Below are 14,731 nucleotides of genomic sequence, written 5' to 3' on the forward strand. Positions count from 1 at the left end.
GCGTGCGCGCGGGGGAGGAGTGGTTACCGCTGTTCGGCGTCGAGCGTCCGGGCCCTGGCGAGCAGTGCGGGACGCTGTCCGGCGGGTACCGCGGCAGCGAGCGCCTGCCAGACCGGCAGATCGTCCTCGCCCCAGGGGCTGTGGGCCCAGTCGGCCAGCAGCCCCGGGTCGGCGCGCGCGATCAGGGCCGCCCTCAACTGGTCGGCGATGCGGTTGCGCAACCGGACGACGGAGGGGGCCCGGGAGCCGGGCAGCAGCGGACCGGTGTAGGCGCCGAGCGCCGCGGCCACCGCACCGGACGCCACCCTGCGGGCCACCGTGTCGAAGTCGGCTTCGACCCGCCCGGACAGGCGGTAGGGCCGGGAGAGGAGGAGTTCGGGGCCGAGCAGCCGCCGCAGCCGCGAGAGTTCGGCCCGCAGCGTCACGGGGTTCACCGATTCGTTCTCGTACAGTTCGACGAGGAGTTCGTCGCCACCGAGACCCTCGGGGTGACGGGCGAGCGTCACCAGGATCTCGCTGTGCCTTCTGCTCAGCCGGATCCTGCGGCCGGCTGCGACGAGCAGGGCCTCGTCCCGGCCGAGCGCATCGAGCTGCACCCTCTCCTCGGCAGGCGGGGGAGCGAGCAGCGCGAGCTGTGACTCGGCCGCGCGTGCCACCGCCTGTACGAAGGCCAGGCTGTGCGGGTGGGCGAGACGGTCACCACCGGTGATGTCCACAGCGCCCAGCACCCGTCCGGTGCGCGGGTCGTGCAGCGGTGCCGCCGCGCAGGTCCACCGCTGGACGGTCCGCAGGAAGTGCTCCGCGGCGAAGACCTGCACCGGACGGTCCACTGCGATGGCGGTGCCCGGCGCGTTCGTTCCTGCCGCGGACTCCGACCAGCGGGCGCCCTCCACGAAGTTCATCCGGCCCGCGGCTCGCAGGGGCGCCGGGTGGCCTTCGACCCAGAGCAGTCTGCCCTGCGCGTCGCACACCGCCAGAAGATGTTCGCCGTCCGCCGCGTACGCGCCCATCAGCTCCCGGATCACCGGCATGGCCGGTGCCAGCGGATGCCCGGCACGGTACGGCCCCAGTTCGTCCGAGCCCAGCTCGACCAGGGGCGCACCGTCCGGGCTCACCCGAGCCCGGACCGAGCGTCGCCACGACTCGCCGACCACTGGGCGGACCGGCTGCTCCAGTCGTCCGGCCGTGGTGAACACCTCGTGGGCGTACCGGAGTTGGCCGAGTCGTTCACCGAGGTCCGTATCGGCCGGCAGGGCCGTCCAGGGATCTGCCAACTCACCCTCCCGTCCAGGGGCTTCGCGCACCTTCCATCGTGGCCGCAGTCGACGTCTGCGACAACCGTGGTGCGGAGAGCGGCCGGACGGGGTGGTGAGAGGTGTGTCAGCCGGCCGAGTAGAGGTTGACCAGACGGATGTAACGCACCCAGTCCCATTCGGAGCCCGGATCGGTGTGGGTGCTGCCGGGTACCTGGGCATGGCCGAGGATGTGCGCACGGTCCTTGGGGATGCCGTACCGGTCGCAGATCGAGGCGGTCAGCAGCGCCGACTGCTCGTACATGGCGTTGGTGAAGTACTCCGGCTGGTCCACCCAGCCCTCGTGCTCGATACCGATGCTGCGGGTGTTGTAGTCCCAGTTGCCCGCATGCCAGGCGATGTTCTTCTCCCGGACGCACTGGGCGATGTACCCGTCCGCCGAACGGACCACATAGTGGGCGGAGACCTGCTTCGCGGAATTCTGGAAGATGCCGATCGTGTCGGCGAACGTCTCCTGCGTGACATGAATGATCACATAGTCGACCGGATAGGCCGAAGGCCGCGTCGACGTCGTGTAGTTGGACGTGGACGCGGGTGTCCAGGTGGCGAGGGAGTAGTCCGTCGTGCTTGCCGCGGCGGCATGGGTGGAGGTGGGGATCAGTGCGGCGGCGGCCGTTGCGGCGGCGCCCTGAAGAATCCTTCTGCGGTGCATGAGTTCTCCTGTGGGGGGAGCAGTGGGGGGTGGGAGGACAGCAGTGGCGCGGTCCCCGCGTAGGGCGGTGGAGCTCAGGGCGAGACCTGCCCACGGGCCCGGAATTCCTTGCGAGTTCCGTCCACACAGGAGCGGGAATGCGGGGTCGAACGCGATGCGGCGCCGCAGGAGGTACCGGGTGTCATGGCCGAGGTGTGCCCGGAGGGGACTGCACCCGCCCCGAAGACATCGCACGGCAGCCCGCTGCTCGCTTCCCCCGACACCCTCGTTCTCCTTTGTTTGTTGACCGGAAGGTGTTCTCCGATGTACGGCCCCGTGTCTCGCGGGCCCTACCGTACGGGCGTTGAACGAGTGGCGGAAGATGGCAGGAGTTCTGAATGTGGACGGAGCGGCGACGTCCTGCCATCGCCATCAGCCCGGTGCAGAGCCGGCCGCGCAGCGGTCCGGGGCTCGGGCCGGACGTCCGTGGTCTTTCGTGCGACATCCTGCCGCGGCATCGGACCGGTCAACAGAGGGGTGCAGCCAGCCCCCCATTCGGAGGAGGGGGCTGACCCCCTGGATACCCGGGTGGTGACCTCATGGTTGACGCCCCCTTGGTCGCCCTACGTTTCCAAAGGTCAGCGCACCTTTCCCGAAACAGGAGACCTCATGACCCAGGCCGTGGACACCGTCGTGGAAGGCACCCGTGACGGTGCGCAGAGTACGGAAGGTGCCGGAGGCTCAGGGGCCGCTCCGAGCCGGGGAAGCGACTTCGCGCCGCTCCTGCGCGCGGTCAGGGGACAGGGGCTCCTGGAACGGCGCACCGGCTGGTACGCGACAGGCATCGCCGCCAATCTGATCGCGCTGGCTGCCGTGTTCGCGGGAGTGTTCCTCCTCGGCAACACCTGGTGGGCCCTGCTGCTCGCAGTGCCGCTGGCAGTCTTCTGGTCCCGTACCGCGTTCATCGGGCACGACGCCGGACACGCCCAGATAACCGGTGACCGCAGAGCCGGCCGGATCATCGGCCTCGTTCACGGCAACCTGCTGCTCGGCATGAACGAGGCGTGGTGGAACGACAAGCACGTACGCCACCACGCTCACCCCAACCACATCGACAAGGACCCGGACGTCGGTGTCGGCGCCCTCGTCTGGACCCAGAAACAGGCGGCCCAGCGCGAGGGGCTCGTCCGATGGGTCACCCGCAACCAGGCCGCACTGTTCTTTCCGATGCTGCTCCTCGAAGGCATCGCGCTCAAGGTGTCCGGCTTCCAGTACCTGCGGCGGCAGCCCGCCCGGGAACGCGCCCTGTCGGCGCTGCTCCTCCTCGCTCATCTCGGCCTGTACGCGACCCTGCTGCTCATCGCCATGTCCCCGGGGAAGGCCGTCGTCTTCGCGCTGGTGCACCATGCGCTGTTCGGTCTCCACCTGGGCATGGCCTTTGCACCGAACCACAAGGGCATGGAGATGCCCGATCCCGACGGAGAGCGCTGGGACCACCTCCGGCGCCAGGTCCTCACCTCGCGCAACGTACGCGGCGGCGCCCTCACCGACTGGTTCCTCGGCGGGCTCAACTACCAGATCGAGCACCATCTCTTCCCCGCCATGCCCCGCCCCCATCTGCGCCTGGCGCAGCCCATGGTGCGCGCCCACTGCGAGGCGCTCGGCCTGCCGTACACGGAAGCCGGACCGATCGAGTCCTACCGGCAGGCGCTGCGGTACCTGCACGAGGTCGGCGACCCGCTGAGGTGACCACTTCTGCCGACCGGCGAGGGGGCCGGCAGGCTGGAACCGATGGGGCGCCGCAGGCGTTGTCGGAGAAGGAGCGGCCTCGGGCCGCGAAGGAGGCGTGAACGATGTCGAACAGCGCGAAGATCGCCATCGGGGGAGTGGTCGCGGCAGTCGTCCTGATGCCCTTGATCGGATTCTGGCCGTCGCTGCTGGTCCTGATCGGGGTCCCGGTGCTGGGGTATCTGCTGCTGGACCCCGGTCAGCGACGCCGGCTCCGTAGGATCGCCCGCAAGGAAATAGGCCGCTGATCCCAGGGGGACAGCAGGGAGGAGGAACCGGTGAGCGGGATGGTGTCGGTGGTGTCCAGCAACGGCACGTATGCGTTCACCAAGCCGAACCGGGAGAGCATCACCCTGCTCGCCGGGATCGGTGTGGAGGGTGATGTGCACGCGGGGGTCACGGTCAAGCACCGGTCCCGCGTCGCGCAGGATCCCACCAGGCCGAATCTCCGACAGGTCCACCTCATCCACGAGGAACTCTTCGGTGAACTGCGGGAAGCAGGTTTCGAGGTCGCTCCGGGCGACCTCGGGGAGAACGTCACCACCAGCGGTGTCGACCTCCTGGGCCTGCCCGTCGGGACGCTGCTGCACCTCGGCAGGGAGGCGGTCGTCGAGGTGACCGGACTGCGCAACCCCTGCCTGCAGATCGACCACTTCCAGGAGGGGCTCCTCAAACACGTCGTCGGCCGGGACGAGACGGGCCGCATCGTGCGCAAGGCCGGGATCATGGGCGTCGTCGCGGTCGGCGGAGAGGTCCGGCCGGGCGACCCGATCGAGGTGGAGCTTCCCGCCGGGCCGCACCGGAGGCTGGAACGTGTGTAGTGGGGTGGTGCTGGACGGGGGCGGAGCGAGGGGTCGTGGCCGGGGGCCGACTGCGGGGTCAGCCCCGTGGGAGCCGGCTCAGGTCGGCCGTACTGCCAGCGCGTCCAGGGCCTTCAGCAGCCCGGGCAGTTCCTTGCCGCGCCCGACCGCCAGCACCTCGCCCGGTTCCTCGTCCAGCAGGATGAAGGCGATGTCGTCGGTCCTGGCGACCAGCGACCAGCCGGGGCCGTCGGCGCGCAGCATCCGGGCGTCGCCAGTGGCGAACGACGAGCGGACCCGGCCGGGCGGGGGCGGGGTGTCCACATAGGCGCGGGCCTCCTCCAGCACTCGCCGCACGCCCGGGTGCGCTCCGGCAGGCGCGCCCTTCGCAGGGCTCTCGAAGGCCGTGGGCCCGTTGCTCCCGGCTCCGCCGTCGCTGCGCGCCCCGCCTGCCCCTGCTTGGGGCTCGGGGCCGACCCCGTCCCCGACCGGGGGCCTCGTCCCGGAGCCGGCCGCACCGTTCCCGTCCGCGACGACAGCGTCGTCGGTCTCGTCCCCGGCACTGTCCACGCTTCCCGGGTCGGCGAAGGCCGTCTCGTCGTCGATCTGCTCGCGCCACTCCGCCCACTGGTGTGCGATGTCGTCCGCACCCATGCGTCTCTGGGCGGGCCCCCACGCCTGTGTGTCGGGCGGGGCCAGCGGCACCGGATCGGTCCCCTCGGCCTCCGGGTCCGGCAGCGGGTCGTGCGGGGCGGCCACTCCCGGAGCGGCGACACCCACCGCGAGGGGCCAGCCGGGGAGAGCGCAGACCACCGAACGGTCGTCGGGGGAGAGGTCGTACTCCATTCCGCAGTCCCAGGCCGCGATCGCCACCGCGACCAGCGAGACGTCATCGACGACGACGGTCCAGCGTGCGCCCTGGCCGTCCTGGCCCAGGATCAGCCCGTATCCCTCGGCGTACGGTTCGAGGGAGAGCGCCGCGCACGCGGCGGGGTAATCGTCACCGAGCACGCTCGGGAACTGCGCCGGCGTCATCAGCGCCGCAGTCAGCACATACAGCGCGTCGTCGTCGGCGGTGATCGCCTCGCTCGGCCCGGCCACGGCACCCTCCTCGTCCGTCATGGTTCTCCGTCGGCGCACCTTAACCAGTCGGTAACCCACTCGTCGAGGTCCTGACAAGCGGGCGCCCGGCCCCGGGCAGGCGGGGCGGCAGGCCCGGACGAGCGACGGCACGGACCGCGGGACGCGGGCGATGTGGGGTACCCGTGCCGAGGCGGACGCACGTGCACACGGGGGCGGTCTTCCTCGTCCGTCCTCCCCGTCCCCTTCCCTGTCCCCGTAAGGTTGGACCATCGGCGAGGCAAGGGGGGCAACGCGGTGAAGCGGTACGACAGACTGAAGGAGATCCGGCGTCTCGATCCGGAACGGGACTTCCTGCGGATCTACCGGATCACGGCAACCTACGAGTTTCCCTGGGACATCGCCCGCGCTCTCGAACTGGCGCTGTACCGCACCTACGCGGTCCCCAGCATCGGCCGGCTGCTGGCGGAGACCGCCGAACTGACAGAGCGTTCCCAGAAGCGTTACGACGACACCGCACTGCTGCTCGACGCGGTCGTGGAGCACGGCTTCGAGAGCGACCCGGGGCGCACGGCCATCCGCCGGATCAACCAGATGCACCGTTCCTACGACATCAGCAACGACGACCTCCGCTATGTGCTGTGCACCTTCGTCGTCACCCCGAAGCGGTGGATCGACCGTTACGGCTGGCGCAGACTGTCCGAGCACGAACTGCGGGCGTGCGCCGCCTATTACTGCACCCTGGGCGCCCATATGGGTATCAAGGAACTGCCGCAGACGTACGAGGACTTCGAGCACTTCCTCGATACCTACGAGGCCGAGCACTTCGGATGGGACGAGGGCGGGCGCCGTGTCTCCGACGCGACCCTCGACCTGATGGGGTCCTGGTATCCGCGCCCGCTCGCGCCCGTCGCACGGAAGGCCGCCCTCGCGCTCCTCGACGACTCGCTGCTGCGGGCGTTCCGGTACGAGCGCCCCGGCTCGGCAACCCGGCAGCTCGTCCGCGGCGCCCTGCGCCTGAGGGCGCGAGCGGTGCGACTGCTGCCGCCGCGCACCACGCCGCACTACGCCCGGCAGAACCCGGAGATCAAGGGGTACCCGGACGGTTACGACGTCTCCGCGCTCGGAACGTTCCCCACCCCCGGCATCCGCGGCTGTCCCGTTCCGCACGATCGGCACTCCGGCAGACCGGCCGACTGAGCCGGGGGCGCAGCGGGGTGCGGACGGTCAGGATGTCCGTACGGCCAGGGCGAGGAAACGGTCGTCCTCGTCCGTGTACGCGTCGAGCCGCCAGCCCGAACGCGCCAGCAGCGGACGGAGGTTGTGCTCGGCGCGCAGGTCGTCGTCCGTGAGCCGGCGGCCGTGGCGGGCGGCCAGCGCGGCCCGTCCGATCGGGTGGAAGAGGGCCAACTGCCCGCCGGTCCGCACCACTCGGGCCCATTCCGACAGGTCCGGTCCGGGACGCGACAGATGGGAGATGAGCCCGGCCGCGAACACCGCGTCGAGCGACTCCGTACGCAGGGGCAGGCGGGCGGCATCGGCGAGGAGCAGCGTCCCGCTCCGGTCGCGTCCGGCCCGCACCGCGGACTCCAGCATCGCTGCCGTCAGGTCCATGCCTACAACGGTGCCCCCTGGCCCCACGGCCGCGCGCAGGGCGGGCAGCGCCCGGCCCGTGCCGCACCCGGCGTCGAGCACCACGTCACCCGGGCCCAGCGCGAGGGAGCCGACGGCGGCGGCGAAGGCCGGTCCGTCGTCGGGGAACCGGCTGTCCCAGTCCGCGGCGCGGGCCGTGAAGAAGTCCTGTACGCGTCTGTGGTCTTCGGTCATACAGGCATGATCACGTATGCGCCGGCGGAACGAAACGGAGGGGAACGCCGAGAACCGGGGTGCATGTTCGAGCAGCGTGTGATCGTGCAGGAACATCTCTCTGTCATATTTCAACAGCTTTCGAAATGCGCCCCGGGTATGCGCCCTGATCGCGACTAGCGTCCCCGATCCATGGGACACCTGGACCACTCCACCTTCGGCTGGCTGACACCCGCGCTGTCGTATCTGATGGCATGCATCGGCGCGGCTCTCGGACTGAGCTGCACGATGAGGGCACTCGACGCGACCGGCCGTTCGCGCCGCAACTGGCTGATCACAGCCGCGTCCGCGATCGGCTCGGGCATCTGGACGATGCACTTCATCGCGATGCTCGGCTTCGGGGTGACCGGCACCGACATCCGCTATCACGTGCCGCTGACCCTGCTCAGCCTGCTCGGCGCCATGGTGGTGGTCGGCGGCGGAGTCTTCGCCGTCGGTTACAGCCGCGACCGGGACAGGGCGCTGCTGATCGGCGGGATCGCCACCGGACTCGGCGTCGCCAGCATGCACTACCTCGGGATGGCGGCCCTCCGCCTGCACGGCACGATCCACTACGACCCGCTGCGGGTGGTGCTCTCCATCGTCATCGCCGTCGCGGCTGCCACGGCGGCGTTGTGGGCGGCGCTCAACATCAGGTCGACCCGCGCCGTCGCACTGGCCTCTGCCGTCATGGGAGCGGCGGTCAGCAGCATGCACTACACCGGAATGTTCGCCGTCTCGGTGCAGGTCGAACCGTCCGCACAGGAACTCCCCGGGGCCACGGCCATGCAGTTCATCTTTCCTCTGGCCGTCGGCCTCGGCTCCTACCTCTTCTTGACCTCGGCGTTCGTTGCGCTCTCCCCGACGGCCGGGGAACGCGCCGCCCAGGCCCTCGCCGAACGCACCGCGGCTCCCGCCGAAGCGGACGCGTCCGCAGCCGCACCACAAGGAGTCGCCGAGCACAGGTCCTTCCCGCGGGCACCACGTGGCGGCGCGGGCGACCACGACGCAGCGCGCGCCACCCCGCACTGAGCCGTCGGTTCCCGCCACCCGGCACTGAACCGCCGGTTCCTGACGCCTCGCACCTGTGCGACACACCCCAGCTCCACACCCGGAACGAGGAGGCCATGCGCCCACCCCGCACGACCCCGGACACCGGCGCGACGGCCGCCGCCCGGCACGCAGCCCCGCCGCCGCGAGGACGCCGCGCGCACGCGGGACCCCCGGCCGACGAGAGCGCCGAGCACGGGATACCACTGCCGGCACGGGAGAAGTCCGCGCCACGCGGACGGCGGACGCTGCGTCCCAGGACCGTGCGCGCAAAGATCATCTCCCTGTTGATGGTGCCGGTCGTCTCGCTGCTCGTCCTGTGGGGTTTCGCCACGGTCACCACCGCCCAGGAAGTGGCCCGGCTGCGGCAGTCGCAGCGGGTCGACGACGAGGTCCGGCGTCCGATGGCCACCGCCGTCGCCGCCCTTCAGAGCGAGCGCCGGGCGGCTGTGCTCCAGTACGTGGCCCCCAGCACCGCCCAGGCCGCCGAGCTGGAACGACGGACCAGGCGCACCGACACCGCGCTCGCCGCCCTCCGCCTCGGCGACGGCCATACCATCGCCGACACCGGCACCCTCCCCGCCACGGTCGCCGACCGGCTCAACCGGTTCCTCGTTCTCACCCACCGGCTGCGGACCGCGCAGAGCGGCGGGAACGACGAGGACGCCGTGTACGACCAGTACACCGAGGCCCTGTCCGCGGCATTCGACGTATCCGGCGCCCTCACCGGCGTGCAGGACGACGCACTCGGCTCCGACGCCCGGGTGCTGCACGAACTCGACCGCGCCGACGAGATGCTGGCCCGCGAGGACGCCCTGCTGGCCGCGGCCGCACGCACCGGGACGCTCGAGGGCGGCCGGCTGCGTCGGTTCGTCGCAGCGGTGGAGACCCGAAGGACCCTCACCGGAGCCGCGGATCTGTCACCGACCGAAGGGGCCGACCGACAGGGGGGTACCACTCGGGACGCCTACCGGCAGCTCCTGGCCGAAGAGGACAAGGTGCTCGCCGCACCCGCCGGACACCAGGCCGCCCAGACGGTTCCCGCCGAGGCATGGGAACAGGCGGCGTCCCGCGTGAGGAGCGAACTGCGCACCTTCGACACCGCCGCCGGGCAACGAGCCGCGGACCGCGCGGACCCGCTCGCCCGAGGACTGTCCAGTCCGTCGGGGGCCGCCGTCCTCTTCGGCTGCGTCGCTGTGACCGCCTCTCTGGTGATCTCCGTACGCATCGGCCGCGGGCTCGTCGTCGAACTCGTCGGACTGCGCAACAGCGCTCTGGAGATCGCACATCGCAAACTGCCCCGCGCCATGCAACGGCTGCGGTCGGGCGAAGCACTCGACGTCGCGGCCGAAGCCCCTCGGGGCCCGGCCGCCCATGACGAGATCAGCCAGGTCGGCGAGGCCCTCGGCACTGTGCACCGGGCGGCTCTCGACGCCGCCGTCGAACGGGCCGAACTCGCCGACGGCATCTCCGGAGTCTTCGTCAACCTCGCCCGCCGCAGCCAGGTGCTGGTCCATCGTCAGCTCAGCCTGCTCGACCGCATGGAACGCCGTGTCGACGACCCGGAGGAACTCGGCGACCTCTTCCGCCTCGACCACCTCACCACCCGGATGCGGCGGCATGCCGAGAGCCTGATCATCCTGTCCGGCGCCGCGCCGGGCCGGGCGTGGCGGATACCGGTCCAGCTGACCGACGTGGTGCGCGCAGCCGTCTCCGAGATCGAGGACTATGCCCGGGTGGAGGTACGGCACCTGCCCGACGCCGCGGTGAAGGGCACGGCCGTCGCCGACGTCACCCATCTGCTGGCCGAACTGATCGAGAACGCCGCACAGTTCTCACCGCCCCACACCAAGGTGCGCGTCAGCGGCGAACCCGTGGGGAACGGCTACGCCCTGGAGGTCGAGGACCGGGGCCTGGGCATGGGAAAGGAAATCCTCGACGAGGCGAACCGGCGTATCGAACAGGCCGAGGACCTCGCTCTCTTCGACAGCGACCGGCTCGGCCTCTTCGTCGTCAGCAGACTCTCCGCGCGTCACCGCATCAGGGTCCAGCTGCGTATCTCCGCGTACGGCGGGACGACCGCGGTGATCCTGCTGCCCACGGCGCTGCTGCAGAGCTCGCTTCCGCCGGCCGACGAGCCGCAGGCCCCGGGGCACGCCCCGGCCGGGCGCGGGCAAGACCGCGACGGTCCGCCTGCGGGACCGGGGACCGGGCACGGCCCGTACGCCCCGGGTGAGCGGACCACCGCCTTCCCGGCGCCGGTGGCCGTGCCCGCGCTGGTGCCGCACCAGGCACTGGAGTCCCGTACGGAGCCCGTTGCCGCCGTCACCCTGCTGCGCGAACGCCCCGGCCGGACAGAGAAACACGGAGCCGCGGCCCTCCCGCGGGAGCGGCCCGGCGACGGGACTCTGCCGCAACGGGTGCGGCAGGCCAGCCTCGCTCCTCAACTGCGCGAGGAGCCCCGCCCCGACCAACCACCGCAGCGCAGCCCCGAGGCCCCGGACCGCCCTGCGGAGCGCACCCCCGAACAGGCCCGGGACCGCATGACCGCCTATCGGAACGGCTGGGTGCGCGGCGGCGGCACGGCCCCCGGCCGCTCCGGGGCCCGCCCCGGAGCCACCGAACCCCGCTTCGGCACCACCGACCGACGCCGAAGCAGCGAAGGAGACCCTGCATGATCGCGCACGAGAGGACCGGGGCCCACCACACCTCGGGCGAACTCGACTGGCTGCTGGACGATCTGGTGGCACGCGTCGGTGAGGTGCGGCACGTCGTCGTGCTCTCCGGCGACGGCCTCGCGGTCGGCGCCTCCACGGCCCTCAGCCGTGAGGACGCCGAACATCTGGCCGCGGTGGCCTCCGGATTCCACAGTCTGGCCAAAGGGGCAGGGCGCCACTTCCGGGCCGGGAACGTACGTCAGACCATGGTGGAGATGGACGAGGGCTTCCTGTTCGTCGCGGCGGCGGGCGACGGATCGTGTCTCGCCGTGCTCAGCACGGCTTTCGCCGACATCGGGCTCGTCGCCTACGAGATGGCCCGGCTCGTCAGACGTGTCGGTGAGCACCTGCGTACCCCGCCGAGGTTCACCGCACCTCCGTCGAGCATCGGCTGACGGGCGGACGGCCGTGGCCATGAACGAAGAGGACCGGGGAGGCATCCCGGGCGACCTGGCTCTGCCCATCCTTCCCGGCAGCCAGTGGTACGACGCCGAAGCCGGTCCACTGGTCCGCCCCTATGCCGTGACGGGCGGCCGGACCGAACCGGGCCCCAACGGCGTGCAGTTCGATCTGATCGCACTCATCACCTTCGACGACAGCGCACCGGACGTCTCCAGGGACCCGCTGCTCGGTCCCGAACACCGGGCCCTGCTCATGCTCTGCCGGTCGGAGACCCAGTCCGTCGCCGAGCTCTCCGCCGATTCCGACCTCCCGGTCGGAGTGGTGCGCGTCCTTCTCGGCGACCTGCTCGAGGCCGGCTGCGTACGCGTCAGCCGGCCCGTACCGCCCGCGCTGCTGCCGGACGAGCGCATTCTCCGCGAGGTGATCAACGGACTGCGGGCTCTGTAGGGCACTTCCATGACGGCCGGGCCGAACGCGCAACACGCGGGCCCTCTCCTCGCCCCCGACGGGGCAGCGGGGGGAGGGCCCGCACCGTTCGTCACACCGCTGTCAGGTGGGGAAACCCCTGTACATCCGGTGGCTCCCGCCCTTCGTTTCGGTGTCTTGAACGCCGTTTGTCCGCGGTGCGCGCAGACAGTGCCTCAGGCTGGCTATGGGCGCGTCGAGTGATCAACTCGGACATCCATACTTGTTATATTGCGCAACTGGACAACCGTGGAGCGGCGGAGCACGTCTTCCACCTGGGAAGACGGACGGACGGGGTGGCCGATGACAGGAACTCGCACGACAACCGGGGGCGGGCGAAGGGCCGGTCGACTGCGGCGGACAGCCATGTTCGGGCTTTCGTTCCTCGTTCTCCTTGTCTCGGGTGTCGGGTGGGTCTACCTCGAACTGAACGGCAGCATCGACACCTTCAGCGCGGACGGGATCTCCGGCGACCGGCCCGCCGGTTCGTCGAAGGGTCAGAACGTCCTGGTCATCGGATCGGACTCGCGTGCCGGTGACAACAGCGAACTGGGCGGCGGCACCGGAACGGTGGGGCGCTCCGACACCGCGTTCCTGCTTCATGTGTACACCGACCACCGGCACGCGGTCGCGGTCTCCATTCCGCGTGACTCGCTGGTGGACATCCCGGCCTGCAAGATGCCGGACGGCCAGTGGACCACTCCGCAGTACGACGTGATGTTCAACGCCGCTTTCTCGGTGGGGGAGACGGCCGAGGGCAACCCGGCCTGTACCCAGAACACCGTCGAGAAGCTCACCGGCCTGCGCGTCGATCACACCGTCGTCATCGACTTCGCCGGTTTCTCCGCACTGACCTCGGCCGTCGGGGGCGTGACCGTCTGCCTGCCCCAGGACATCCACGAACGCGACCTCGACCCGAAGCGTTCCACCCAAGGCACCCGGATCTTCACGAAGGGCGAGCAGACCGTGTCCGGGCAGCGGGCACTCGACTACGTCCGGCTCCGGCACGGCATCGGCGACGGCTCGGACATAGGGCGGATCAAACGCCAACAGGCCTTTGTGGCCTCGCTCATCAAGAAGGTGAAGTCCCGCGGGCTGAACCCCACCACGCTGCTGCCCCTGGCCGACGCGGCCACGGAAGCAATGACCGTCGATCCCGGGCTCGGGTCGGCGGACCGGCTGCTGTCGTTCGCCATGTCGATGAAGAACATCGACCTGCACAACACCAAGTTCGTCACCGTTCCCTGGCGTTACGAGGGTTCACGCGTCGCGATCGTCGAACCGGACGCCGACGCGCTCTGGGCCGCGCTGAAGGCGGACCGCACGGTCGACGGCAAGGACGCCAGCGGTCAGAGGCCGGCCAAGGACAGTGGGGCGGACCCCAGCCCGGCATCGCCCTCGCCCTCGGCCTCCGCCTCCGTCTCAGGCACGGGGATCAGCGTCGCGGTCTACAACGGCACCACGGTCACGGGACTCGCTGCCCGGGCCACCGACGCCCTGCGCGCCCAGGGCTTCACCGTCACCGCCACGGCCACGGCGAGCAGCCAGGACCACACCTCGACCGTCATCGAGTACGGACCGGGCCTGCGGGACAAGGCGGAGACCACCGCCCAGCTGTTCGCCGGGGCCCGGACCACCGCTTCCGACACAGCCGGAGTCAGGGTGATTCTCGGCAGTGACTACGCGCAGAACCCGTCGACCGCATCACCCACTCCGTCCCCTTCGGCCGTGCCGGCCACCGTCGCCGAAGGGGCGCGGTCGGCCGACGACGACCCCTGCGCGGACCTCTCGTACGGCTGACTGCCGGGGGGCGGGGCAGTGGCGAGCCGTAGGGCTCGTACAGGGCGGCCCCGTCCTCGGTGGTGTGCAGGCCGACCACCGTGACCTGGACGTCCGCGCAGTTCCAGGTCGTCAGGGCATCGTGACGGGCATGGGCGTAGCCGTGCCGGTACTGCTCTCAGACCCGGAGTTCACGATGGTCCGCGCGGCGTGCGGGCGCGTGGCCGGCACGCTCGGCGAGCTGGCCGACCATCAGCCGCACGACGGTCACCATGCCGGGATCGTCGACGAGATACACCTGCCGGCGGCCTTCACGCCGTGACCGCACGAGACCGGCCAGTTTCAGCTTCGTCAGATGCTGGCTCATCGAAGGAAGGGTGCCGCCCACCCGGTCCGCGAGGCCGGTCACATCGCTTTCGCCCTGGGAAAGCGCCCACATGATGTGCAGCCGCGCAGGCGTTGCCAGCAGACCGAAGGCTGCGGCCGCCTCCGCCAGAACGTCCGCGGGCGGATCCTCGAAACCACCGTCGGCTGGTGTGGACACTCTCGCTCTCCCTGTCCGCATGGGCCGGTTCCCGCACCCGAGGCGCTCAGTGTAGGGGGCGTGCAGCGTGGTCCCGGCGGGCCGGCGACGGCGCGGGCAGCGTGTGTGTGCAGGGCCGGGCGCATGAGGAGTACACCGCGAGAAACAGCAGAATTTGGACCGTTCCGGAAGGGGTGTGACCGGAAGCGATCTCATCGCGAAAAAAGCGATCTGGTCCCCCGGGGCAGGTTCCGATTTGCCATGCTGTCGCCGTACCCAAGCTGACGGTCCACGGACTCCGATCCCTTCAGGACAGCCTCGACCTGTGCAGTCGGTGT

General features: G+C 70.7%; 14 protein-coding genes. 9 read left to right on the plus strand and 5 right to left on the minus strand.

Going from position 1 to position 14,731, the window contains the following annotated elements; all coding sequences use genetic code 11:
• Positions 1-23: 23 nt before the first annotated feature.
• Positions 24-1,274, minus strand: a complete 1,251-nt coding sequence (locus tag AB0L71_RS09560) for a GAF domain-containing protein (protein ID WP_365240124.1) — start codon at positions 1,272-1,274, stop codon at positions 24-26.
• Between the two features lie 106 nt (positions 1,275-1,380).
• Positions 1,381-1,965: a peptidoglycan recognition family protein gene (locus AB0L71_RS09565; RefSeq protein ID WP_365240126.1), complete on the minus strand. Its 585-nt coding sequence runs from the start codon at positions 1,963-1,965 to the stop codon at positions 1,381-1,383.
• Between the two features lie 648 nt (positions 1,966-2,613).
• On the opposite strand from AB0L71_RS09565, the gene AB0L71_RS09570 reads away from it, so the two are divergent.
• From AB0L71_RS09570 to AB0L71_RS09580, 3 genes are all read left to right on the plus strand, one after another.
• On the plus strand, positions 2,614-3,693 hold the full coding sequence (locus tag AB0L71_RS09570) for an acyl-CoA desaturase (RefSeq protein ID WP_365240128.1): 1,080 nt from the start codon (positions 2,614-2,616) through the stop codon (positions 3,691-3,693).
• 104 nt (positions 3,694-3,797) lie between these two features.
• The gene (locus tag AB0L71_RS09575) at positions 3,798-3,980 is read left to right on the plus strand and encodes a hypothetical protein (protein ID WP_365240130.1); all 183 of its coding nucleotides are present in this window, start codon (positions 3,798-3,800) and stop codon (positions 3,978-3,980) included.
• Positions 3,981-4,019: 39 nt separating this feature from the next.
• Positions 4,020-4,553 carry an MOSC domain-containing protein gene (locus tag AB0L71_RS09580; protein ID WP_365240373.1) on the plus strand — a complete coding sequence of 178 codons (534 nt, stop codon included), beginning with the start codon at positions 4,020-4,022 and terminating at the stop codon, positions 4,551-4,553.
• Positions 4,554-4,631: 78 nt separating this feature from the next.
• Here AB0L71_RS09580 and AB0L71_RS09585 read toward each other — a convergent pair whose 3' ends face one another.
• Entirely contained in the window at positions 4,632-5,654 is a 1,023-nt protein-coding gene (locus AB0L71_RS09585) for a hypothetical protein (protein WP_365240132.1), read from the minus strand.
• A gap of 255 nt (positions 5,655-5,909) precedes the next feature.
• Here AB0L71_RS09585 and AB0L71_RS09590 point away from each other — a divergent pair, with 255 nt between their 5' ends.
• A complete protein-coding gene (locus AB0L71_RS09590) occupies positions 5,910-6,812 on the plus strand; it encodes an oxygenase MpaB family protein (RefSeq protein WP_365240135.1) in 903 nt (300 codons plus the stop codon).
• A 27-nt stretch (positions 6,813-6,839) separates the two neighbouring features.
• Here AB0L71_RS09590 and AB0L71_RS09595 read toward each other — a convergent pair whose 3' ends face one another.
• Positions 6,840-7,439, minus strand: a complete 600-nt coding sequence (locus tag AB0L71_RS09595; protein ID WP_365240137.1) for a class I SAM-dependent methyltransferase — start codon at positions 7,437-7,439, stop codon at positions 6,840-6,842.
• Positions 7,440-7,610: 171 nt separating this feature from the next.
• On the opposite strand from AB0L71_RS09595, the gene AB0L71_RS09600 reads away from it, so the two are divergent.
• The 5 genes from AB0L71_RS09600 (at position 7,611) to AB0L71_RS09620 (ending at position 13,891) form a co-directional block, all read left to right on the plus strand.
• Entirely contained in the window at positions 7,611-8,489 is an 879-nt protein-coding gene (locus AB0L71_RS09600) for an MHYT domain-containing protein (RefSeq protein ID WP_365240139.1), read from the plus strand.
• A 95-nt stretch (positions 8,490-8,584) separates the two neighbouring features.
• The gene (locus AB0L71_RS09605) at positions 8,585-11,185 is read left to right on the plus strand and encodes a nitrate- and nitrite sensing domain-containing protein (RefSeq protein ID WP_365240141.1); all 2,601 of its coding nucleotides are present in this window, start codon (positions 8,585-8,587) and stop codon (positions 11,183-11,185) included.
• The gene (locus tag AB0L71_RS09610; RefSeq protein WP_365240143.1) at positions 11,182-11,619 is read left to right on the plus strand and encodes a roadblock/LC7 domain-containing protein; all 438 of its coding nucleotides are present in this window, start codon (positions 11,182-11,184) and stop codon (positions 11,617-11,619) included. The genes AB0L71_RS09605 and AB0L71_RS09610 overlap by 4 nt, the downstream gene beginning before the upstream one ends.
• A gap of 19 nt (positions 11,620-11,638) precedes the next feature.
• Positions 11,639-12,073: a DUF742 domain-containing protein gene (locus tag AB0L71_RS09615; protein WP_365240145.1), complete on the plus strand. Its 435-nt coding sequence runs from the start codon at positions 11,639-11,641 to the stop codon at positions 12,071-12,073.
• Between the two features lie 384 nt (positions 12,074-12,457).
• Complete coding sequence (locus tag AB0L71_RS09620; protein ID WP_365240147.1) at positions 12,458-13,891, plus strand: LCP family protein; 1,434 nt, start codon at positions 12,458-12,460, stop codon at positions 13,889-13,891.
• Positions 13,892-14,048: 157 nt separating this feature from the next.
• On the opposite strand, the gene AB0L71_RS09625 is transcribed toward AB0L71_RS09620, so the two are convergent.
• Positions 14,049-14,414 carry a metalloregulator ArsR/SmtB family transcription factor gene (locus AB0L71_RS09625; RefSeq protein WP_365240149.1) on the minus strand — a complete coding sequence of 122 codons (366 nt, stop codon included), beginning with the start codon at positions 14,412-14,414 and terminating at the stop codon, positions 14,049-14,051.
• Positions 14,415-14,731: the final 317 nt, after the last annotated feature.

This window comes from Streptomyces sp. NPDC052052 (assembly GCF_040680455.1).
Classification (GTDB): Bacteria; Actinomycetota; Actinomycetes; order Streptomycetales; family Streptomycetaceae; genus Streptomyces.